Below are 20337 nucleotides of genomic sequence, written 5' to 3' on the forward strand. Positions count from 1 at the left end.
TCTTACATGCAGCGTTGGCGGCGGGAAAGAAACATTGCGATCGCGCTGGTCGTGCCGGCTTTTGTGGCCAGCGTCTTTGTTGGTCATTTGAGCGAATTGCTATTGCTCGTGATTTCTTACCTGCATATCAGCCAGACGGCAAGCATCAATAAATTGGAACGCTGGCTGAGCCAGGGCGGCCAAGGCGAAAAGCCCGATTTCAAAGGAATCTGGAGCGATATTTACTATCACGTCTATAAAATCAGGAAGAGTCAGAAGCGGCGTAAGAAAAAGCTGGGCAAGATGCTGGACAGCTTTCGCAAATCCACTGGCGCCTTACCTGATGCGGTCGTCGTATTGGGCAGCTACGGCGAAATCGAATGGAGCAACAAAGTCGCTCATGATTTTTTGGGTTTGAAAAAGTCCGACAACGGTCAACGTATTCCCAATTTGGTTCGTCATCCCTTGTTCATCCAGTATTTAAAAGAGCAGGATTACCGCCACAAGATTTGCATCCCGTCGCCGGTCAATGAAAACATGTTTTTGCAGATCGGTATCGTGCCGTACGGCTCGGGTTTGCGATTGTTGATGGCTCAGGACATCACCTTGCAAAAAAACATCGAACGGATGCGTACCGATTTTGTGGCAAACGTTTCGCACGAACTACGTACGCCGTTGACCGTGTTGCGCGGTTATCTGGAAACGCTGCAGGAAATGGACAGCGGCAGTGGGGTTTACAGCCGCTCGTTTCAAAACATGGCAGCCCAGACCGAACGCATGCAGGCTTTGATCGACGACTTATTGCTCTTGGCACGGTTGGAAAGTAAGCAGAAGAAGTCGGAGTCGGTAGCCGTAGCCGCGTTATTGCATGAGGTTTGTCAGGAGAGCGATTTACTGGAAAAGGACGAACGCCGCGTCGAATTGCATGTCGCCAGTGGCGCCAACCTGCTGGGTGACGCCTCCGAGCTGCGCAGTGCCTTCAGCAATCTGTTGGTCAACGCGTTGAAATATTCGCCGGCGACTTCGCCCGTCAAGGTCGTTTGGCAAGACAGCGCCGATGGCGGGGCGTTTTTGGAAGTCGAAGATTTCGGGCCGGGTATCCCTGCAGTCGATATTCCTAGGATTACCGAGCGCTTTTATCGAGTCGATGTGAAACGCAACCAGAAGATCGTTGGTACCGGTTTGGGATTGGCCATTGTCAAGCACGTGTTGGTAAGGCACGATGCCAAATTGGATATCGACAGCCAGTTGGGGCGGGGTAGCCGCTTCCGTTGCCAGTTTCCGAAGCAGCGTATTTGCTGATTCGAATTAGATGTCAACAAGGCTTTCCGGCTTAAATTTCGTCCGTCATGTTGGCGAAGGCATGGCCGGCCGGAGCGCTGCTTTTCAGCGCTTGTGCGGCGACTTGCTGTAAGCGGTCGGCGGCGTCGGCGTCGTCGGGACACACCGCAATCCCGATGCGGCAGTACAATTGTAAATCCTGCGCTTGCTCGTCAACCACAAACGGCTCGCCGAGTTTTTGGCTGATCGTGTCGGCGATGCGTTCGATATGATCGATTTTTTCCAGATCGGTCAGGATCAGCCCGAATTCAACACCGTCCATTCGCGCGACTAAATCGGTTTCCCTGACGCTACGCAAGATGCGTTGTGCCGCTTCTCGTAAAATTTGGTCTCCGGCTGTGTAGCCCAAGCGGTCGTTCACCTCCTTGAACTTGTCGATGTCGATCAGCAGCAGTGCCAGAAACAGGCCGCTGCGATGAGCTTTTTTGATTTCCTGGTCCAATCGGTCGTAAAACATGCGGCGGTTGCCGATACCGGTCAAAGGATCGAAGTAGGCTTGTTTGCGTAATTGTTCTTCGTTAAGTTTGCGTTGGGTTACGTCGAAAAATAGGCCGATGCGGCGTAGCGGCAAGCCGTTGGCATCGAAAACGGTATTGATGCTGAGTTGTTCGACGTATAGTTCGCCGTTTTTACGACGGTTCCAAATTTCTCCGTGCCACTGGCCCAGGCTGTTGATGGTTTGCCACATGTCCTGAAAGAATCCGGAATCGTGGCGGCCGGAACCGAGAATACTGGCGTTTTTACCAATGACGTCTGCCGCTTCGTAGCCTGTAATCTCGCTGAAAGCCGGATTGACCGAAACAATTGTCGCATCCACTTCGGTAATCATCATCCCCTCGTTGCAATTCTGGTAGAAAAGCATGGCCAATTGGCGGTTTTCGTCGGCAAGTTTTTGAAGCGTGATGTCCTGGATGATCCCCGTCATTCTTGGGTATAGGCTATGGTGGCGACCGGAACCGCGAATCCAGCGAATTTCGCCATCCAATCGGCGAATTTTGCATTCGAAATTCCAATTGCTGCGGTCGCGGCGGGCGTGGCCGAAGTCTTGGTCGACGGTGTCCCGGTATGCCGATACGACATGACCGAGAAAGGTTTGGTAAGTCCAGACCGGTAACAAGTCGTCGTAGCCGAAAATCCGGTCGTGGATCGGAGTGCGCATCACGGTTTCTGTTTCAAGGTCGAGATCCCAGGCGCCGGTGTCTATGGTTTGCAACGCAAAACTCAGGCGGTTTTCGCTTTCTTGCAGTGCTTGGGCTTTTTGCTCGCGGTCGTAAAGCATTAACGCCAACGGAATGCCGACACAGGCCAGGACCAGTAAATAGAGCCAAATATTCAGCAGACCGGCTTGCAAATCGCCGGAGGCAAACAGGCCGCACTGGCGTTCCAATCCCCACAGAGACTGGATCGCGGTCATGCCAATCAGGAGCATGACGCCGTGGCGTCCGAAGCGAGCCGCCGCCCAAACCACAAACAGAAAAGTCCAATACCCGCGGGCGTAACCGCTGATTACATCCGGACACCAACTCAGAAATATCGCTTGGCCGCTGAAAAAACTCAGCGCCAAGAAGGTCGCAGTTTCCGGCAGACGTTTGACGACGAACCAGCCAGTTGGCCATTTTCGCCAAATCAGAATGCAAGGGGTTACTAAAGCGATACCAAACAAATCGGCCATCCACCAATGCAGCATGCTCGGAAACAACTGGTCTTGAGTCAGGTAACCACCCAGCAACAACGCCATCGGCCCGATCAGCGCACTGAAACAGGCGGCAACCGCGCCGGTGACGGCCAGCCAGGCGAAGTCGCTCGGGTGGCGCAGTTTGATCGAAAAACCGGGGTTGCCAAGCAGGAGCCAAGCGCCGATCCACGATTCCAGCGTGTTGCCGGCCGCAATAAAGGCCGAGATTGTCCACGAGTCGCCGACCAACAACCCCGCGATGAAAGCGCCTGACAGTACGCCGGCCCAATAATGTTTGGCATTCAACAAAAATGCGGCCAGACCCAGGCCAGCCGGAAACCAGATCAATGTGACGTTTCCGCGGTCGGAAAAAAAAGCCAATACCAGCTTGGCCAAGCCGGCGTAAAGTAGCGCCAAGCCAATGATTTTCAGTCCGATTATCCAGCGGGGCGGGAGCTTCATGGAGTGTCGTAAACGCGGCCGTAGTCCGTCAAAGTTTATATCAGTGCCGCTTATTCTCCATGGTCTGGCGGCCGATATAATGCGACTTGATCGAGAAAAACGCAGACAAACGGGCGGATAATTTTATAATTGCCGCCATTTTGAGCTTGGCCTAGAGGTAGGAATGGTTTCCGAAACGGTTATTGAATTATCTCGCTCGCAGTTTGCGATCAATGCAGTACAGCATTTTCTGTTTGTACCGCTGACGGTAGGCTTATCGTTTTTCTTACTGGTATTGGAAACTTGGGGGCTGGCTGGCGGCAGGGGTGATTACCAAACCTTATGCCGGTTTTGGGGCAAGTTGTTCGCACTCAGTTTCGGATTGAGTCTAGCGTCGAGTGTGGCCATGCTGTTCCAATTCGGTGGCAATTGGTCGTATTTTGCTCACTATGCCGGCGATGCCTTTGCCGGGCCGGTGCTGGTCGGAGTTTTGGCTGGCTTGTTTACGGCGGCGAACGCTTTGGGCTGGATGTTGTACGGCTGGGACAGGTTGGGTGGCTTTCCGCATCTACTCGCTACCCTGGCGGTGTGCTTGGGTTGCCATTTGATATTGTTTGGCTTTTCGGTCGCCAGCGGCTGGATGCAATATCCGGTCGGTGCCGAATTCGACGTACAGGCGTTGCGGATGGAGATGGCAGACTGGCGTGCCGTGTTATGCAATCCGGTGGCGCTGGCCAAATTCGCCCATAGCTTGCTTTCCAGCTATGCGTTGGCAGCCGGGTTCGTGTTGGCTATCAGCGCCTATTACCGGCTAAGGTCGGCCGGAACGGGGTTGTCCGGGCCGTCGTATTCCATTGCAGTGGGGCTGGGCTTGCTGGCGATTGTCGCTACCTTGTTGTTGGGAGATGCCGGCATTTACAAACAAAGTTCGTTTCAGCGCGGCAAGCTGATGGCAATTAATGGCCTGCCTGCCGACGACATTCTGGCGCAAAACCTGCAACGAATCGAAAACGGTGTCCGCGCTTACGCCATGTTGCAACAATTGCGCGACGATAACCCGCAAGCGCAATTGTGGGAGGAATTCGGTGCCGCTAAAGCCGATCTTGGTTACGGATTGTTGCTGAAACGTTGGCGAGACGGTGTGGTCGATGCTAGTCCGACGCAAATTGAGCAGGCGGCGCAAGCCAGTTTGCCGCCGGCAGCGCCCTTGTATTGGGGGCATAAGGCCATGATCGTGTTCGGTGTGTTGGCATTAGTGACGTTTTTGACAGCCGGTTTCGGTGTCGTCACCGGCAGCCGGCAGCCGTGGGTGCTGAAGTCGGCGATGTACGCATTGCCTGCTACTTGGTTGGCCAGCGTTGGCGGTTGGTTCATCTCCGAATTCGGCGACCAGCCTTGGATTGTGGTCGACATTTTGCCGACATGGTTGGCGGTATCGACTTTAACGACTAGCGACTTGGTACTCGGTTTGGCTGTTTACGCCTTAGCGTATTCCGGGTTACTGGCCCTGGTGATTCTGCTGGCGATGCAATTGATAAAACAGGGAGCGGCGTCAGCTCAGGAGGGCGGCGATGCTTGATTACGATATTTTGCGCTTGTTGTGCTGGGGACTGCTCGGTTTATTTACGGTCGGTTTTGCGTTGAGTAGCGGTCTGGAAATGGGCGTGGCGCTGTTGTTGCCGTTTTTGCAATTGTCCGAACCCCAACGGCGGCAGATCGCTGCCAGAATGGCGCCGCTCAGCGCGGGAAATCAAGCCTGGCTGGCTGCAGTGATCGCGGTGTTGTATGCGGGCTGGCCTACGGTCTATGCCGTGGTGTTTTCCAGCTTCCAGAATTTGCTGTTGTGCGTGATACTGGCCGTCTGTATCAGGCCGATCGGTCTTTACTTTAGAAATAGCCTCGAGCATCCGGATTGGCTGCCGTATTGGGATAAGGCGCTATTTCTCAGTGGATTATTGCCCGTCGTCGTGTTGGGCCTGCTGGCGGGAAATTTGTTGAAGGGCTTTCCGTTTCATCTGAGCAGCGACATGCATATCGCTTTTTTGGGTAGTCTGGCCGGCCTGTTCAACCCGTTTGCAATGTTGGTTGCGGCCTGTTGTCTGGCGTTGTTGGCCGCTTACGCAGCAGTCTATTTGCAATTGCACGGCGATCCTGCGTTACAGTTACGCGCAAAAGCGGTGGCGCAAACTACGGTAATTCTGTTTTTATTGTTATTTGCTTTGTGTGGCGGTTGGATTACCCATTTGGAAGGCTACCACGTCACTACCGAAATCCTGCCGGACGGCGTTTCCAATCCGTTGGCTAAATTCGTCAAGCGCGGCGACGGCTTGTGGCTGGATAATTACGAACACGAGCCGGCGTTGTGGGTGATCCCCGGTCTGGCTTTCCTGGCCGGCATCGGCGCCTGGGTGCTGTGTAAGTTCGATCGGGCGTATTGGGCGTTGTTAGCGGTGGCGGTGGCGCTGGCGCTGGCAGTGCTGACCTTAGGCGTATCCATGTTCCCGTTTCTGGCGCCGTCCAATATATCGTTAAACAGTTCGCTGACGCTTTGGGACGCCAGCGCCAGTCAAACCGCATTGACGGGGTTGCTGGGGTTTGCCGGGCCGGCTCTGCTGGTTATGGCGGTAGCGACGCGGGGGCTGTTCAGAATTCTGCGTTAGGCCGTTTTGACGGAGCCGGGCTAACTGGCGCTTTCTAATCAGGCTTAACTTTGATAAAACCGTATATCGATAACAACAATAACTAATGAGGTAGGCGCATCATGAAGAAAATTCTGAACCACACCCTGATCGGCGTATTAGCGTTCATTCCGATTATGGTGATCGTGCAAATCGTGCTGTTCGTTAAAGACCGGCTGGCCGATTTGTTCCAGTTCGTATACGGCTATTCAGACAACTACTTGGTGACCTTTCTGCTATTTGCGGCCAGCTTCGCCACCATCACTTATGTCGGCCACCGCGTAAGCCTCGGCCGCTTTTCGATTATCGCAATGTTCGAACATCTGATCGAACGCATTCCACTTTTGAGTACGATTTACCGGGTCACCAAAAAACTGGTGAACATGATTGCCGGCCACCAGTTGCAGGAACCGCGCGAAGTGGTTTATGTCGAGTATCCGAAAGAGGGCATTTGGGTACCGGCTTACGTGACCAACAAAACCGACGATCGATACGTACTGTTTGTGCCGACTTCTCCAAACCCTACATCCGGGTTTGCCATCATCGTCCACGAATCGAAAGTGGTTAAATCCGAAATGAGCATCGAACAGGTCACCAGCTTCATCATCAGCGTCGGTGCCGACTTCGAAAAAGTCGGCGAAGTCAAAAAGCTGCCGCAATGATGACCGGCAATAGTGCCGGGAGAAGATACTGCTGCGGGCAGGCCTTGGGGCGTTGATGCGCGATCCGGGTTATCTTTTGTCCGAGCAGCTCGGCGAGGGTTTGCGAGGTTCGAACCGGGTATTGGGTTTGGCCGAGTCATGTACCGGGGGCGGCATCTCTGCGGCCATCACCGATGTGCCCGGCAGTTCCGCTTGGTTCGACCGCGGTTTTGTCACCTACAGCAATGCGGCCAAGGTCGAACTACTGGGGGTACATCCGCAGACATTGCAACGTTACGGCGCGGTTAGCGCCGAGACCGCCGGAGAAATGGCGGCCGGCGTCCTCGCACACAGCTCGGCTGACTTGGCTTTGGCCGTTACCGGCATCGCCGGCCCGGATGGCGGCACGGCCGAAAAGCCAGTGGGGACGGTTTTCGTTGCCTGGCGGCAGCGGGGTGGCGAGCAAGCTGTGTGCGTAAGAAAGCAGTTTTCCGGCGACAGGCAAAACATTCGGCAGCAGACCGTGTTGTTTTGTTTGCAGCAACTTCTGCAACTGGTGCGGGCGGGGTAGGCGCAAACCAGCGTCCGTTCGGCTTTTCGTAAGGTCATCTGAGTGCTCAGTTTATTGTGCGCTATTCCCTCCAGCTGGCATGGCCAAAAAGCGTGTAACCCCCTGGCGAGTTAGGCTAAAATGGCCGGCCATTTCTCTGCGGGTAGTTAAGCCATGTTGACTAGAAATTTGCTTATCGCTGCCGGTTTCGTATTGCTCAATAGTTGTGCAACCAGTCCGACCGGCCGCACCCAGTTTATTTATATGCCCGACAACCAAGTCGACCAAATGGGTTTGCAGGCCTTCGACAGCATGAAGAGCAAAAACCCGGTCAGCCGCAATTCTCGCGTCAACCAATTTGCCCAGTGCGTGGCTTATGCAATTACCCAACAAACCGGCGGCCAGTGGGAAGTGGTTGTGTTCGAAGACGAAACCCTGAACGCATTCGCGTTGCCCGGTAATAAAATCGGCGTGCATACCGGTTTGATCAATCTGGTCGACAATGCCGACCAGCTGGCGGCGGTCGTCGGCCATGAAGTGGGTCACGTCCTGTCGCGCCACAGTAACGAGCGCTTGTCTCAGGAAACCGCTGTCAGCACCGGTCTGGCGATGGTGCAGGCCGTGACGCAGCCGCAGACAGCCATGGGGCAAACGGCATTGGGCTTGCTCGGTGTTGGCGCCCAGTACGGGGTGATCCTGCCTTACAGTCGGATTCACGAGACCGAAGCCGATACCATTGGTTTGGATTTGATGGCTCGCGCCGGCTTCGACCCGAGGCAAAGCATTAATTTGTGGTTGAAGATGGACAAGGCCGCGCAAGGGGGGCAGCCGATCGAATTCATGTCGACCCACCCGTCGCATGCCAGCCGCATCGACAATCTGCAACAGAGCATGAACCGCGCGTTGCAAATTCAACAGCAAGCCTGGAACCAAGGACGCCAACCGCGTTGTAGCAAATAAAGCATGAATCCGTATTTATCCGCCTTACACCCGTACCCGTTTGAAAAGCTGGCAACGCTGAAACAAGGCATTACGCCGCCGGCCGACAAAGCTCATATCGCTTTGTCGATTGGCGAGCCTAAGCATGCTACGCCGCATTTCATCCAAGAAGCCTTGCTACGGCATTTGCATGGCCTGACTCAGTACCCCACCACCAAGGGCCTGCCGGAACTGCGTCAAGCGATAGCCGATTGGACTTGCCGCCGTTTTGGGATTCCGGCGGGCGGTGTGGATGCCGAAACCCAAGTGCTGCCGGTAAATGGCACCCGCGAGGCCTTGTTTTCGCTAGTGCAAGCCGTGGTCGATCCGGCTGACAAGCCGGTAGTGATCATGCCCAACCCGTTTTATCAGATCTACGAAGGCGCGGCGCTGTTGGCCGGCGCCGAGCCGTATTATCTGAACACGGTTGAGGCCGATGGTTATTTGCCGGATTTTGACAGCGTGCCGGAAACGATTTGGCAACGCTGCCAACTGATGTTTATTTGCTCGCCCGGCAATCCGACCGGCACGGTGCTGACACAGGCCGATCATCTGAAATTATTGGCTTTGGCCGACAGGTACGATTTTGTCATCGCCTCCGACGAGTGTTACACCGAACTGTACGACGACGAAGCCAATCCGCCGCAAGGTTTGCTGCAAAGCGCTTACGCCGCCGGCAGTACGGATTTCAAACGTTGCGTGATTTTTCATAGCCTGTCCAAACGCTCGAACGCGCCCGGTCTGCGCTCAGGGTTTGTGGCCGGTGATGCCGAGGTGCTGAAACAGTATTTCAAATACCGCACCTATCACGGCTGCCCGATGCCGGTGCCGACTCAGCATGCCAGCATCGCCGCCTGGAACGACGAGGAACACGTCAAGCACAACCGGCAGTTATACCGCGCTAAATTCACCGCGTTTATCGAGATATTGCAAGACGTTTGCGAAATCGAGCGGCCGCCGGCAAGCTTTTACATATGGCTGAAAACGCCGATGTCCGATACCGAGTTTGCCCAAAAACTGTTTGCCAAGCAAAACATCACGGTGCTGCCTGGCAGTTACTTATCCCGTGATAGCGGCGGCATCAATCCCGGCGCCAATCATGTCCGTATCGCGTTGGTTGCGCCTATCGAAGAATGTGTCGAGGCTGCGCAGCGTATTAAAGATTTTCTCAATGAAAACACCGCGTAGGTTGGGTTAGGCGTAAGCCGTAACCCAACGAGAGGCCTTAATTGTTGGGTTACGCTTCGCTTTTATGCCCTACGGGTAAACCCAACCTACATTCTTTTTTATCCAACCCACGAAATACCATGTCAAACCTGGAAAACATCATCAACGACGCCTTCGAAAACCGCGCCGAAATCAGCCCGTCTACCGTCTCCGCCGAAGTCCGCAACGCGGTTGCCGAAGTGTTGAACATGCTCGACAAGGGCGAAATGCGCGTCGCCGAGAAAAAAGACGGCGATTGGGTCACCAATCAATGGCTGAAAAAAGCCGTGCTGCTATCGTTCCGGATCAACGAAAACAAAGTGATCGAAAGCGGCGACGTGCGCTACTACGACAAAGTGCCGACCAAATTTGGTAGCTACAGCGAGGCTGATTTTGCTCAAGCCGGCGTTCGCGTCGTGCCTAACGCGGTAGCCCGTTACGGTTCCTACGTCGCCCCTGGCGCGATCCTGATGCCCTCCTATGTCAACATCGGTGCTTATGTCGATAGCGGCACCATGGTCGACACCTGGGTAACCGTGGGTTCTTGCGCGCAAATCGGTAAAAACGTCCACTTGTCCGGCGGCGTCGGCATCGGCGGCGTGCTGGAACCGCTGCAAGCCAACCCGACCATCATCGGTGACAACTGCTTCATCGGCGCCCGCTCCGAGATCGTCGAAGGTGTGATCGTCGAAGACAACTGCGTGGTCTCGATGGGCGTCTACATCGGCCAAAGCACCAAGATCTTCAACCGTATGACCGGCGAAGTGACTTACGGCCGCATCCCGGCCGGCTCGGTGGTAGTCTCCGGCAACCTGCCATCCAAAGACGGCAGCCACAGCTTGTATTGCGCGGTGATTATCAAGCAAGTGGACGAGAAAACCCGCAGTAAAACCGGTATTAACGAGTTGTTGCGGGATTAACCGCTCGCCCTCCGGCGCATGGTGCTCGTTTGGGTGGCATGCGCTACAAAGCGGTTACCGATTTCTTGTTAAGCGCGTGATACCATTGATGCCTCGAAATTTGTGCTACTTTAAAATCAGCCGGTTTTAACGAGGCTCAAGCCGAAGTCACTACTGAAATGCAAAAAGAAGTCGTAGATAACACGCTTCATCTCGACGATGTTGCCACCAAACGCGATTTAAAAGACTTGGAAGGTGTATTGCGTAGTGAAATCAAAGCGCTAGAGTCCGAGTTAGTCTACAAAATAGAATTGCTCAGGGCCGACACCAGTTGCAACCAAGCGGTAACCAAAGCCGATTTGACCAGCTGGATTATTGCCGCCGGTTTCTTGCAAACTACTGTTATCGTCGCGGTGTTGCTGAAAATAGCGCGTTTGATTTAATTCCGATCTTTGCCAAGTTCTTAAGGCTAGCAAGTAGTCTGGATGAAGAAGAGTGGAGTCGAGCGTTTTTGGCTTCCAATCGGCTTGGAGCTTAGGGCTTTCAAAATGAAAAAATTAAAGGATTGGCCATGTTTTATTTGTTAATCACGCTTGCAGGATTAATTTTTCTGATCTGGGCGCCGGTAAATGTGTCGATAATTACTGGACTCGTCCTACTTCTGATCCCTATGGTAGTTCGCTACAGTGCAAAGTTAATAACAGGACTTGATGTTTCCTTTGGCGAAGCTTTTAAAGCAGTTACTCTTTCATTGTGTCTACCTGTCGTCGGGCTAATTTGGCTGGTGGCGACCTTAGGCAGTCTTGGGGCTAATATTGAGCTTTCTGGCGTTGGTTCAGTCATTTTTCCGATGGGTCTTTTTGCAGCCTATACGCTCGGATATAAGATAAGTCTTGGTCTAGATTTCAAACCGAGCATGGCAATTGCTGGATTATCGGCCCTGCTTTCCATTCCAGGGTTACTACTTATAGGTTCGTTTTTTTAGTTTACCCAGTCGACATTCTCCCGCTTAGAATGCGGGAAGAATGTCGACCGCGAGTTTCAGTGACATTGCGCTTCGCACAACAAGGCTAGCGAATCACCGTTTGGCGTTTGGTAACGTAACGGCAATTTTTGTACTCTCCGCCCGAATCGTAAACACCATCAATAACTCCTCGTTCTGTGTTAGCTCCAATGGCGTCGGCAGGCCATCTGCGCCGAGTTGCTTGCCGATAATCGGCTCTATACAAACATACTCCGCTTTTTTATCGCTCCACACGCCGAACGCCAGTGCTATCGGCTGCGACAGCGGGCTGATCTCGCAGGCCATAGATACGGCAAATTCCTCGGTGCTGAGTTTGACCGGGTCACTCGGTGTTACTGCCGGATAAGCCCGCATACTGTCGTGCGGCAGCGTGGTCACGTCTATCCGGGTGCCGGCAATATCCACGAAACTGTTCGGTGTAATCGAAAAATACGGGTGAAAGCCGGGCCTTACCAGGGCGGTTTCCGAGAGGGCGCGGATGGTGGTGGTGACTTTCAGCGTTTTGCTATGTTGTTCGTCGGTTTCTTCCCAATCGGTAACCACCTCGATGTTGCCCCAGTCGTTTTCGTTGGATGCTGCCAGATTCTTTTGATGCGGCAGCGTGACGTCGCAAACCGTGGTGCGGTATTCGCCGTGCTTGATGCTGAACGGCGGCGACAGTTCCTCGAAATTGGGGATACAAAGATATACCCCGCCGCGCGAGCCGCCGCCCGGCTTGTCGTGGAGCGGTGCGACAACGTCGATATCGTCCAGTTGCCATCTGATCAGAGTGCCGGTATCGGTGAATTGCATGGTGAAGTTTGTCCTTGTCTTTGGCTGGATTTGGGATACAGCCGGTGTCGGGGCTTGCATAGTGCGTAACAAGAGCTGTCGCGTTGTGTTTAAACCGTTAGGTGCCGGCTCGCAGCCGATTATTGTAAACTGCAAGCATTCATATCAGGTAATCGAATGCAGAATAATTTACTTAGGCGAATTAAACCCGACGGTCATTCGTGATTGTTGCCGCTGTTTTTCTATAGGAATTGCATGCGCGTGATCGAGCTTTTTTCTCTGGCCAGCCATGCCGGCGATTACCGGAATTGGCCGCTGCAAACCCGGCTATTACGGCATGGTGTGCCGACTGCTTGCCATGTCCCCGGCTATCGGCTGTTACATCAGTTCCAAACCGAAGCCGGCGACTATTTGCTGATTTGCGATTGGGATTGCCCGTTCGAAGAAGCCAGCGAATGCGTGTTGCTGAGCCGGGAATTGCAGGTTCTGGCCCGGCGCAGCCTGGGCCTGCCGTATGCGTCGTTGGTGTTGGATGCTGTGGAAATCGTCGGCCCGGACGAATTGCGTCTGAATTATTATCCGGATCGAAAATGGGCGTTACGTGTCATGAGCCCCATCAAATGGCTGCCCGGTTATCTCAGTCGATGCCGATTTTTCGGGTGCAATCGGCGGCTGCACTTGCGGCGTTTGGCCTGACCCGACAAACTCGGTCATCGGTGCACTCGGAATGCCGGGATTTTGCCGGTTTTATCCGGCATACTGTCGTTCAACGGCGCGGTGTATCGTTCACACTTGCCGATCGGCCCCAACGATAGAGACTTGTATGGCATTGAACCTGTTGCTGTTCTGCAAAGAAGACATTTGGCGGCTGGATGAACGGAGCCTGACTTGCTGGCCGGCGCTTGGCATCCGCTGTTTGAAAATCGCGTTGTTGGCGGTGCAAGGCTTTCGCCGCGATTTATGCCAACTGCGAGCCTCGGCGCTGACCTTGTACAGCATCCTGTCTATCGTGCCGGTGATTGCGATGTTGTTCGGCATCGCCAAGGGCTTCGGTTTCGAAAAGCTGCTGCAGCGACAATTACTGGAGCGGGCGCCGCAGCAGGACGAGCTGATGTTGCGTTTGATCGGCTTTGCCCAAAATTTGCTGGCCAAGACTCAGGGCGAAGTGGTGGCCGGCATCGGTATCGCGGTTTTGTTTTGGACCGTGGTCAGCCTGATCGCCAATATCGAGGAGTCGTTCAACTACATCTGGAAAATCGATCAGGGCCGCAGTTGGGGGCGCAAATGCAGCGATTATTTGTCGCTAATGTTGCTGGGGCCGGTACTGCTGATGGCTGCCAGCGGCCTGACCGTGTTCCTGCAAACCCAGGTAGGCTGGTTGGCCGGGGCGATACATCTGCCGGCTTTCGGCGTCTGGCTGGTATTGAAAGCCTTGGGGCTGTCGCCGTTACTGCTGATGATCGTGCTGTTCACGGTGGTATTCGTGTTCATGCCGAACCACGCCATCGATTACCGGGCCGGGCTGGCTGCCGGCGCCGTGACCGGCATGCTCTACCACGGTTTGCAGTGGGCCTATTTGAGCCTGCAAATCGGCGTGTCCAGCTATAACGCGATCTACGGCAGTTTCGCCGCCTTGCCGCTGTTTGTGGTCTGGCTGCAAAGCTGTTGGATGATCGTGTTGTTCGGTTGCGAGATGGCGTTTTATATCCAGAACTACCCGATTCACCGCCACGGCGACCGTTTCCGCAATCTGAGTTTTTCGTTGAAGAAAATCCTGGCGCTGCAAATCGCACATGCCCTGGTTAAACGCTTCGTCAACCAGGAGGCGCCGCCGTCGGCCGAGGAATTGGCGCGGGATTTGATGATTCCGCTGGCTTTGGTGCAGGCGTTGCTGCATAAGCTGATTGCCAGTCGCATCGTCGTCGAATTCTGCCATCCGGAACAAACCGTTTCGGTCTACCAGCCGGCGGTCGACATCAATATTCTCAGTATCGGCTATGTAGCCGATGCGCTGGAAAGCTGCGGCCAAAACCAGTTGCCGGATATCCAGCCGGAACCGGCTTTTGCCGAGGCCGTCGATCATTTCCGCCAGGCGATGGCGGATAGCCCGGGCAACCGCTTGTTGAAAAACATTTGACGCCGAACGCCGCGGTTAACATCGCTCGCCGGCAATGCGTTACAATGCGGCCAAATTCGATGGAGGCGGTACTTGCATGCATGCAACGACTATTGCCGGGTTAGCTCGGCGCCAATCCTAGCGGCCTCCTGCTCAGTTCTGTTCTTCCATTTCAACCTGCGAGCACACCATGCCAGAAAATATTTCGAATAATGCCTTGATCCTTGCGCTGCTGTCCTTGAACGGCGAAATCGCGATCCAGAAAGACTATTTGGAATCCGACGAGATTCCGGAAGACGAAGTGACCGACGAGGAGGAAGTGTTGGACGATCTCGAACAAGCGTTTATGGAGTTCGTCGATGTCTACAAAGCCCGCGCTCAGGCCGATAAAAGCTTGCCTAGCCTGGACGAACTGTTGGCCGGCGAGGCATAACCGGCAATGAAGGTGTTGTACGGTATCAAGAACTGCGACACGGTGAAGAAAGCCAGAGCATTGCTGGATTCGCGCCGTATCGAGTACCGCTTTCACGATTACCGGGTGGACGGGCTGGAGCAGGCCTTGCTGCAAAAGTTCGTCGATGCGCTCGGAGTCGATGCCGTTCTAAACCAGCGCAGCACCAGTTGGCGCCAACTCGACGACGAGCAAAAACGCGACTTAACGCCTGAAAAAGCCGTGCAGTTGATGTTGGCAGTACCGACTTTGATCAAGCGTCCAATCCTGGACGACGGCCGACAACTAATGGTCGGTTTCAATCCCGAGCAATATCCCAGCGCATAATGACAGAAACGCTTTCCCTGCTGGAGCAACTGATTCGGCGCGAATCGGTGACTCCCAACGACGCCGGTTGCCAGGATTTGCTGGCCGAACGTCTCAGTAAACTTGGCTTCAACGACGAACGCCTGAATTTTGCCGATACCCAAAACCTGTGGCTGCGTCGCGGCAGCGAGCCGCCATTGTTTGTGTTTTTGGGGCATACCGACGTGGTACCGACCGGGCCGTTGGCGGCCTGGGATTCGCCGCCGTTCGAACCGACTATCCGCGACGGCAAGCTCTATGGTCGCGGCGCGGCCGATATGAAAGGCGGCATTGCCGCATTCGTCACCGCGGTTGAGCGCTTTATCGGCCAATATCCGCAGCACAAGGGTTCGATAGCGATCATGATGACCAGCGACGAGGAAGGTGCTGCCACGCACGGTGTCGTCAAAGTGGTCGAGGTGCTGGAGCAACGCGGCGAAAAGATCGACTGGTGCCTGGTCGGCGAACCTTCCAGCGACAAAGCTGTCGGCGACGTCATTCGCGTTGGCCGCCGCGGTTCGCTCTGTGCCAAACTCACCGTATTCGGCATTCAAGGCCATGTGGCGTATCCGGAATTGGCGGAAAATCCGATCCATACCTTCGCGCCGGCTTTGAAAGAACTGACCGAAGAAGTCTGGGACCACGGCAACGCGTTTTTTCCGCCGACCCGGTTGCAGGTGTCCAATATCAACGCCGGCACCGGCGCCGAAAATATCATTCCGGGCCAAGCCGAAGTACAGTTTAATCTGCGGTTTTGTACCGAGCTGGACGAAGCGACCATCAAAGCCCGTACCCAGGCTATTCTGGATAAACACGGCTTCAAATACGACTTGCAATGGCGGCTGTCGGGCAATCCGTTTTTGACGGCGCGCGGCGAATTGATCGACGCTACCCACGCGGCGATCGAAACCGTGTGCGGCTTTCAAACTCAGGACGACACCGGCGGAGGTACCTCGGACGGGCGTTTCATCGCACCCACCGGTGCCCAGGTCATCGAGCTGGGGCCGTTAAATGCCAGCATTCATAAAGTCAACGAGCATATCGGCCTGGACGATTTGGAAACGTTGAGCCGGATATACCAGCAGATTTTGGTCAATCTGCTGGTCTAGCCAGGCCTGCGCCGACTGGTCGGCACAACGAAAGAACGTTGTGCCGGACCTAGCCATGCTTCGAAAATCATATACTCTTAAATCCTGAAAATTTGCCGAAAATTCATTGGTGCCAAGCCGATACCGCGGCGTTTGTTTGATCGCAAAACGGGTCGTTGATTTGGTTGCCGTCCGTCTGCCATGATGGTCGAAGCGCTGCGTGCGCTGGTGATTCGAGACAAGTCCTAGAAACCACCCAATAAGCAGCTGATAAGGCGTGGGGGTATGCCATGGTAAGCTCAGTCGGGAAGCTGTCGACGTTGCGTTACCGGCACTATATGCCGGTGCTGTTGGTGCTATCGGTTTCGGCAGCGTTTTTATTTTTTGCGTGGCAAGCTCTCGAACGGCATTATCAACAACGACTTCGCGAATATTTCGAATTCGAAGTCGAGCGCATCACCTCGAATATCAGCGAACGCATGGCATTGCATGCGCTAACACTGCGGAGTGCGGCCGGCGTATTTGCCGCCAGCAACGAAGTGAGCCGCGCCGACTGGCGGGCTTTCGTCGAAATGTTGGGCTTGGACCAAAACCATCCCGGCGTGCAAGGCGTCGGTTACGCACAGTGGATTCCGGCGAATGAGTTGCAAAGTCATATTTTGCAGATTCGCAGCCAGGGATTTCCGGATTACGTCGTTGCTCCGGCGACTCCGCGGCCTCATTACAGCAGTATCGTTTACCTGGAGCCGTTCTACGGGCGCAATTTGCGGGCCTTCGGCTTCGACATGTTTTCCGAGCCGGTACGGCGCGAGGCGATGGAACGGGCGCGGGATAGCGGAGACTTGGCTTACTCCGGTAAGGTCACCTTGGTGCAGGATTCCAAAGCCAATCCTCAGGCCGGAATGTTGGCGTTTTTTCCGGTTTACCGTCATGGGAGCATTCCGCAAACGCCGGAACAACGCCGAATTGCCATCCAGGGTTGGGTCTATATACCTTATCGGATGAATGATTTGCTTCGAGCCATACTCGGAAAGCAATTGTCGGCGTTGCGGCTGGAAATTTTCGATTCCGACCGTGCCGACGCGGAAAGTTTGTTGTACGACAGTAGCGATACCCTAGATTTTCAGCAGCAAAGTCTCGGATTTGGCCATTTGCGTCTGGAGCGGCGGCTGGAGTTGGCGGGGAGGCATTGGACTTTGCGCTTCACCGAATTGGCCGGCTTCAGTAAAGCGAGTAAATTGGAACCGCCTTGGGGCGAGTTTCTGGCCGCCGCGTTTATCAGTTTTCTGCCGGTATTTTTCTGCGCGGCCTATATCAAGGCCCGCCGCAGCAGTCTGATCGCGTTACATCTCACCGAATCCTTGAAACAAAGCGAACGCCGCTTCCGCAGTCTGTTCGAGAACTCGCCGGTGGCCTATATGGCATTGGACCGGCACGGTTGCCTGCTGGATGCGAATCCGCAATTGTGCGCATTGTTGGATTACCCGGGCGACGAGTTGATAGGGAAAAAATTGCCGGATTTTTTAGTTGACGACGCCGATGCCGGGGCCGATTTCGGCTTGAAACTGCAAATGTTGAACCATTACGGCGTGTTGGAGTGCGAACTGATGCTGCGCAGAAAATCCGGCGGCACCATCACGGTGATATTGGACGGCCGCCTGCAAAGCCGTAAATCAGGGCCGGCGATCATTCACTGTATTTTGACCAATATTACCGAGCGTAAGCGCGCCGAGGGCAAATTACAGTTGGCGGCACGCGTGTTTGCCGATGCGCACGAAGGGATCACCATCACCGATGCCGACGGGATTATCATCGACGCCAACCCGACCTTTTGTGCGATAACCGGGTATCCGCGCGACGAAGTGATCGGCCGCAACCACAACTTCCTCAAATCCGGCAAACACGATGCCGAATTTTATAAAAACCTGTGGCAAACCCTGCAAACCGAGGGCTGTTGGCAGGGCGAGATATGGAACCGCAAGAAAAACGGGGAATTGTATGTGGAATTGTTGACGATCTCGGCGATGCGCAACCAGAAAGGTGAAGCGGTCAATTACGTCGGTTTGTTCTCCGATATTACCCAGTCGAAGTTGCATCAACAGGCATTGGAGGAGATGGCACATCACGACCCGTTGACGCATTTGCCTAACCGGACCTTGTTCACCGACCGTTTTCAGCAGGCCATGGCACGCTGCAAGCGAGACAATTCCTTGCTGGGCGTGGTGTACATGGATTTGGACGGCTTCAAGCAAATTAACGATAATCTGGGCCACGAGGCCGGCGATCAGTTGCTGGTGGAAGTCGCGGCGCGGTTGCGGGCCGGGCTGCGCGAAGAAGATACCGTGTGCCGTTTGGGTGGCGACGAGTTTGCAGTGTTGATGTGCGGCGTCGAATCGAAGCAGCAGTGCATACAGGCGCTGGAGCGGATTCACCAGAACGTTGCCCGCAGCTACCCGATTGCCGGGCAGCAGGTACAAGTAGGGGTTAGTAGCGGCGTGACCATTTATCCTTACGATCCCAGCAATCCGGATTACTTGTTGCGGCATGCCGACGAAGCCATGTATATCGCCAAGCAACAGGGTCGCAATCGTTTCGAGTTTTATCAGGCCGGCTGCAATCGGGAGTCGGTGCAGCCCGATCAGGCGTTTTCCAATCAGAGTTGATTTTTTGCGGAGAGTTTATGAATTGCCACGAAGTTGATTACCGGATCGTCGGCCACGATATTCAGATGGTCGAAATCGAACTGGATCCGAACGAAACCGTTGTTGCCGAAGCCGGCGCGATGACCTATCTGGAGCAGGATATCGAATTCGAAACCAAAATGGGCGACGGTTCCGGCGGCGTGATGGATAAGCTGTTGGGTATCGGCAAGCGCTTGTTGACCGGCGAATCGGTTTTTCTGACCCATTTCAGCAACCGCGGCGGCCAAAAACGGCAAGTGGCTTTTGCCGCACCGTTTCCGGGCACCATCATTGCGTTAAATATGGCTGAGTTGGGGCAGGAAGTGATCTGCCAGAAATCGGCATTTTTGGCGGCGGCGTTCGGTACCCAGGTCGACATCGCTTTTAACAAGCGGCTGGGCAGCGGTTTTTTTGGCGGCGAAGGTTTTATTTTGCAGCGCCTGCGCGGCGACGGGATGGCCTTCATCCACGCCGGCGGTACGGTGGTGCGTAAAGAATTGCGTAACGAAACCCTGCGGTTGGATACCGGTTGTCTGGTCGCTTTCAGCGGCGACATCGATTACAACATCGCCCTGAGCGGCGGCCTGAAAAGCATGCTGTTCGGCGGTGAGGGTCTGTTTCTGGCAACCTTGAAAGGCACGGGATCGGTTTGGATCCAAAGCATGCCGTTTTCGCGGTTGGCGGAACGGGTGTTAAGCCAGTATCGACCGCTAGGTCAGGATAGCTAATAAAGCCGGTTACAGCAGGCCGTGTTCGGCGAACGAGAACGGCGGACCGTCGCCAACGATGAAATGGTCCAACACCCGGATATCGAACAAGCCCAGGGCTTGTTTCAGTTTCTCGGTAATCTGCCGGTCGGCCTGGCTGGGTTCGTTGATCCCTGAAGGATGGTTATGAGCGAATATCACCGCCGCAGCATGGTGAAACAACGCCCGTTTGGCGACTTCGCGCGGATAAACGCTGGCGCCGTCTATCGTGCCGCGAAACAATTCTTCCCATTGAATCACCCGGTGCTGGTTGTCGAGAAACAGACAGGCGAAAATTTCGTAGCTGTGGCCGCGTAGTTGTGCGCTCAGGTAAGCGCGGGTGATATCCGGGCTGGTCAGCGCGTTGCCGCGTTGCAGAATTTCGGCGAAATGGCGGCGGGCCATTTCCAGCACCGCCTGCAATTGCGCATACTTGGCGTCGCCCAGGCCGTGGCTCTGGCAAAATCGCTGCTGGTCGGCGCCTAGCAGCGCGCGCAACGAACCGTATTCGCTGAGTAGTTCCCGTGCCATATCCACCGCCGATTTACCGGCCGTGCCGGTACGCAAGAAAATCGCCAGCAATTCGGCATCTGTCAAGGCGCCGGCGCCGCGCTGCAACAGTTTTTCCCGCGGGCGTTCGTCGGCAGGCCAATTTTTAATGCTCATCAACTCGCTCCGGCCGCTAAGAAACGGTTTTAAGCGTAGAAGAATCGGACCGACTTTGCCA

General features: G+C 54.7%; 20 protein-coding genes. 17 read left to right on the forward strand and 3 right to left on the reverse strand.

What is annotated here, in order from left to right; genetic code table 11:
- The first annotated feature begins 6 nt into the window (after window positions 1–6).
- Window positions 7–1281, forward strand: coding sequence for a phosphate regulon sensor histidine kinase PhoR (gene phoR / locus ACH518_RS07640; RefSeq protein WP_140910897.1), 1275 nt, complete (start codon window positions 7–9; stop codon window positions 1279–1281).
- 31 nt (window positions 1282–1312) lie between these two features.
- Here phoR and ACH518_RS07645 read toward each other — a convergent pair whose 3' ends face one another.
- Complete coding sequence (locus tag ACH518_RS07645; RefSeq protein WP_445372465.1) at window positions 1313–3457, reverse strand: diguanylate cyclase domain-containing protein; 2145 nt, start codon at window positions 3455–3457, stop codon at window positions 1313–1315.
- 163 nt (window positions 3458–3620) lie between these two features.
- Between ACH518_RS07645 and ACH518_RS07650 the strand changes: the two genes are divergently transcribed.
- The 9 genes from ACH518_RS07650 (at window position 3621) to ACH518_RS07690 (ending at window position 11373) form a co-directional block, all read left to right on the forward strand.
- Window positions 3621–5015: a cytochrome ubiquinol oxidase subunit I gene (locus tag ACH518_RS07650; RefSeq protein WP_445372466.1), complete on the forward strand. Its 1395-nt coding sequence runs from the start codon at window positions 3621–3623 to the stop codon at window positions 5013–5015.
- Window positions 5008–6096 carry a cytochrome d ubiquinol oxidase subunit II gene (gene cydB / locus ACH518_RS07655; protein WP_445372467.1) on the forward strand — a complete coding sequence of 363 codons (1089 nt, stop codon included), beginning with the start codon at window positions 5008–5010 and terminating at the stop codon, window positions 6094–6096. The genes ACH518_RS07650 and cydB overlap by 8 nt, the downstream gene beginning before the upstream one ends.
- A gap of 101 nt (window positions 6097–6197) precedes the next feature.
- Window positions 6198–6776 carry a DUF502 domain-containing protein gene (locus ACH518_RS07660; protein ID WP_445372468.1) on the forward strand — a complete coding sequence of 193 codons (579 nt, stop codon included), beginning with the start codon at window positions 6198–6200 and terminating at the stop codon, window positions 6774–6776.
- A 55-nt stretch (window positions 6777–6831) separates the two neighbouring features.
- Window positions 6832–7326, forward strand: a complete 495-nt coding sequence (locus ACH518_RS07665) for a CinA family protein (RefSeq protein WP_445372469.1) — start codon at window positions 6832–6834, stop codon at window positions 7324–7326.
- Between the two features lie 153 nt (window positions 7327–7479).
- Window positions 7480–8265: a M48 family metallopeptidase gene (locus tag ACH518_RS07670; RefSeq protein WP_445372470.1), complete on the forward strand. Its 786-nt coding sequence runs from the start codon at window positions 7480–7482 to the stop codon at window positions 8263–8265.
- 3 nt (window positions 8266–8268) lie between these two features.
- Complete coding sequence (gene dapC / locus ACH518_RS07675; protein ID WP_445372471.1) at window positions 8269–9471, forward strand: succinyldiaminopimelate transaminase; 1203 nt, start codon at window positions 8269–8271, stop codon at window positions 9469–9471.
- Between the two features lie 119 nt (window positions 9472–9590).
- Window positions 9591–10409: a 2,3,4,5-tetrahydropyridine-2,6-dicarboxylate N-succinyltransferase gene (gene dapD / locus ACH518_RS07680; RefSeq protein WP_445372472.1), complete on the forward strand. Its 819-nt coding sequence runs from the start codon at window positions 9591–9593 to the stop codon at window positions 10407–10409.
- A gap of 158 nt (window positions 10410–10567) precedes the next feature.
- Complete coding sequence (locus ACH518_RS07685) at window positions 10568–10831, forward strand: hypothetical protein (protein WP_260839182.1); 264 nt, start codon at window positions 10568–10570, stop codon at window positions 10829–10831.
- 128 nt (window positions 10832–10959) lie between these two features.
- Window positions 10960–11373, forward strand: coding sequence for a hypothetical protein (locus ACH518_RS07690; RefSeq protein ID WP_445372473.1), 414 nt, complete (start codon window positions 10960–10962; stop codon window positions 11371–11373).
- 93 nt (window positions 11374–11466) lie between these two features.
- On the opposite strand, the gene ACH518_RS07695 is transcribed toward ACH518_RS07690, so the two are convergent.
- Window positions 11467–12204, reverse strand: coding sequence for a hypothetical protein (locus ACH518_RS07695; protein WP_445372474.1), 738 nt, complete (start codon window positions 12202–12204; stop codon window positions 11467–11469).
- A gap of 240 nt (window positions 12205–12444) precedes the next feature.
- Here ACH518_RS07695 and ACH518_RS07700 point away from each other — a divergent pair, with 240 nt between their 5' ends.
- From ACH518_RS07700 to ACH518_RS07730, 7 genes are all read left to right on the forward strand, one after another.
- The gene (locus tag ACH518_RS07700; RefSeq protein WP_445372475.1) at window positions 12445–12879 is read left to right on the forward strand and encodes a hypothetical protein; all 435 of its coding nucleotides are present in this window, start codon (window positions 12445–12447) and stop codon (window positions 12877–12879) included.
- Between the two features lie 127 nt (window positions 12880–13006).
- Window positions 13007–14320, forward strand: coding sequence for a YihY/virulence factor BrkB family protein (locus ACH518_RS07705; RefSeq protein ID WP_445372476.1), 1314 nt, complete (start codon window positions 13007–13009; stop codon window positions 14318–14320).
- 169 nt (window positions 14321–14489) lie between these two features.
- Window positions 14490–14732 carry a hypothetical protein gene (locus ACH518_RS07710; RefSeq protein ID WP_445372477.1) on the forward strand — a complete coding sequence of 81 codons (243 nt, stop codon included), beginning with the start codon at window positions 14490–14492 and terminating at the stop codon, window positions 14730–14732.
- 6 nt (window positions 14733–14738) lie between these two features.
- Window positions 14739–15077, forward strand: coding sequence for an ArsC family reductase (locus ACH518_RS07715; protein ID WP_445372478.1), 339 nt, complete (start codon window positions 14739–14741; stop codon window positions 15075–15077).
- Complete coding sequence (gene dapE / locus ACH518_RS07720; protein ID WP_445372479.1) at window positions 15077–16204, forward strand: succinyl-diaminopimelate desuccinylase; 1128 nt, start codon at window positions 15077–15079, stop codon at window positions 16202–16204. Before ACH518_RS07715 ends, dapE begins: the two co-directional genes overlap by 1 nt.
- A 269-nt stretch (window positions 16205–16473) precedes the next feature.
- Window positions 16474–18846, forward strand: coding sequence for a CHASE domain-containing protein (locus tag ACH518_RS07725; protein ID WP_445372480.1), 2373 nt, complete (start codon window positions 16474–16476; stop codon window positions 18844–18846).
- Between the two features lie 17 nt (window positions 18847–18863).
- Window positions 18864–19592, forward strand: coding sequence for a TIGR00266 family protein (locus tag ACH518_RS07730; protein ID WP_445372481.1), 729 nt, complete (start codon window positions 18864–18866; stop codon window positions 19590–19592).
- A gap of 9 nt (window positions 19593–19601) precedes the next feature.
- Here ACH518_RS07730 and radC read toward each other — a convergent pair whose 3' ends face one another.
- On the reverse strand, window positions 19602–20276 hold the full coding sequence (gene radC / locus ACH518_RS07735; protein ID WP_140910878.1) for a RadC family protein: 675 nt from the start codon (window positions 20274–20276) through the stop codon (window positions 19602–19604).
- Window positions 20277–20337: the final 61 nt, after the last annotated feature.

The organism is Methylomonas sp. HW2-6 (assembly GCF_052474525.1).

What these genes read in the sequence shown, in the direction of transcription:
- ACH518_RS07665 (WP_445372469.1), top strand. Translation starts at nt 6,832, where the DNA reads ATGCGCGATCCGGGTTATCTTTTGTCCGAGCAGCTCGGCGAGGGTTTG.
- ACH518_RS07730 (WP_445372481.1), top strand. Translation starts at nt 18,864, where the DNA reads ATGAATTGCCACGAAGTTGATTACCGGATCGTCGGCCACGATATTCAG.
- ACH518_RS07710 (WP_445372477.1), top strand. Translation starts at nt 14,490, where the DNA reads ATGCCAGAAAATATTTCGAATAATGCCTTGATCCTTGCGCTGCTGTCC.
- dapC (WP_445372471.1), top strand. Translation starts at nt 8,269, where the DNA reads ATGAATCCGTATTTATCCGCCTTACACCCGTACCCGTTTGAAAAGCTG.
- ACH518_RS07685 (WP_260839182.1), top strand. Translation starts at nt 10,568, where the DNA reads ATGCAAAAAGAAGTCGTAGATAACACGCTTCATCTCGACGATGTTGCC.
- dapD (WP_445372472.1), top strand. Translation starts at nt 9,591, where the DNA reads ATGTCAAACCTGGAAAACATCATCAACGACGCCTTCGAAAACCGCGCC.
- ACH518_RS07695 (WP_445372474.1), bottom strand. Translation starts at nt 12,204, where the DNA reads ATGCAATTCACCGATACCGGCACTCTGATCAGATGGCAACTGGACGAT.
- ACH518_RS07690 (WP_445372473.1), top strand. Translation starts at nt 10,960, where the DNA reads ATGTTTTATTTGTTAATCACGCTTGCAGGATTAATTTTTCTGATCTGG.
- ACH518_RS07715 (WP_445372478.1), top strand. Translation starts at nt 14,739, where the DNA reads ATGAAGGTGTTGTACGGTATCAAGAACTGCGACACGGTGAAGAAAGCC.
- phoR (WP_140910897.1), top strand. Translation starts at nt 7, where the DNA reads ATGCAGCGTTGGCGGCGGGAAAGAAACATTGCGATCGCGCTGGTCGTG.
- ACH518_RS07705 (WP_445372476.1), top strand. Translation starts at nt 13,007, where the DNA reads ATGGCATTGAACCTGTTGCTGTTCTGCAAAGAAGACATTTGGCGGCTG.
- ACH518_RS07725 (WP_445372480.1), top strand. Translation starts at nt 16,474, where the DNA reads ATGGTAAGCTCAGTCGGGAAGCTGTCGACGTTGCGTTACCGGCACTAT.
- dapE (WP_445372479.1), top strand. Translation starts at nt 15,077, where the DNA reads ATGACAGAAACGCTTTCCCTGCTGGAGCAACTGATTCGGCGCGAATCG.
- ACH518_RS07650 (WP_445372466.1), top strand. Translation starts at nt 3,621, where the DNA reads ATGGTTTCCGAAACGGTTATTGAATTATCTCGCTCGCAGTTTGCGATC.
- ACH518_RS07660 (WP_445372468.1), top strand. Translation starts at nt 6,198, where the DNA reads ATGAAGAAAATTCTGAACCACACCCTGATCGGCGTATTAGCGTTCATT.
- cydB (WP_445372467.1), top strand. Translation starts at nt 5,008, where the DNA reads ATGCTTGATTACGATATTTTGCGCTTGTTGTGCTGGGGACTGCTCGGT.
- ACH518_RS07670 (WP_445372470.1), top strand. Translation starts at nt 7,480, where the DNA reads ATGTTGACTAGAAATTTGCTTATCGCTGCCGGTTTCGTATTGCTCAAT.
- radC (WP_140910878.1), bottom strand. Translation starts at nt 20,276, where the DNA reads ATGAGCATTAAAAATTGGCCTGCCGACGAACGCCCGCGGGAAAAACTG.
- ACH518_RS07645 (WP_445372465.1), bottom strand. Translation starts at nt 3,457, where the DNA reads ATGAAGCTCCCGCCCCGCTGGATAATCGGACTGAAAATCATTGGCTTG.